General features: G+C 61.7%; 1 protein-coding gene. It reads right to left on the bottom strand.

What is annotated here, in order from left to right; all coding sequences use genetic code 11:
* Positions 1-869, bottom strand: an 869-nt coding sequence (locus CTZ28_RS46345) for a cytochrome c oxidase subunit I (RefSeq protein WP_183154925.1), incomplete at both ends; no start/stop codon positions are given.

Genomic DNA, 869 nt, shown 5'->3' with positions numbered 1-869 from the left:
TACGAGTCGGAGAGGTGGAAGTCCATCGGCGGCGACGCCAGGATCACACCGGTCAGCCCGCCGAAGACGAACGTGATCAGAAAACCCGTCGTCCACAGCATCGGCGTCTCGAAGGACAGGCTGCCCTTCCACATGGTGCCGATCCAGTTGAAGAACTTCACCCCGGTCGGCACCGCGATCAAGAACGTCATGAAGGAGAAGAACGGCAGCAGCACCCCACCCGTGACATACATGTGGTGCGCCCACACCGTCACGGACAGACCCGCGATGGCGATCGTCGCCGCGATCAGACCCATGTAGCCGAACATCGGCTTGCGGGAGAAGACCGGGATCACCTCCGAGACGATCCCGAAGAACGGCAGCGCCAGGATGTACACCTCCGGATGACCGAAGAACCAGAACAGGTGCTGCCACAGCAGCGCACCACCATTGGCCGCATCGAAGACATGACTGCCGAACTTACGGTCGCACTCCAGCGCGAACAACGCCGCCGCCAGCACCGGGAACACGATCAGGATCAACAACGCGGTCAACAGCACGTTCCACACAAAAATCGGCATCCGGAACATCGTCATGCCCGGCGCCCGCATACACACGATCGTGGTGATGAAATTGACCGCGCCCAGGATCGACCCGAACCCCGACAGCGCCACACCCATGATCCACAGATCCGCACCCAGCCCCGGCGAATGCACCGCATCCGACAACGGCGCATACAGGAACCAGCCGAAATCAGCCGCACCGTCCGGCGTGAAGAAACCGAACGCCGCGATCGACGAACCGAACAGGAACAGCCAGAACGCCAGCATGTTCAACCGCGGGAACGCCACATCCGGCGCACCGATCTGCAACGGCATGATCCAGTTCGC

Origin of the sequence: Streptomyces shenzhenensis (genome assembly GCF_003688995.1) — a bacterium.
GTDB lineage: Bacteria > Actinomycetota > Actinomycetes > Streptomycetales > Streptomycetaceae > Streptomyces > Streptomyces shenzhenensis_A.
This window is presented reverse-complemented; position numbering and strand designations above follow the sequence as displayed.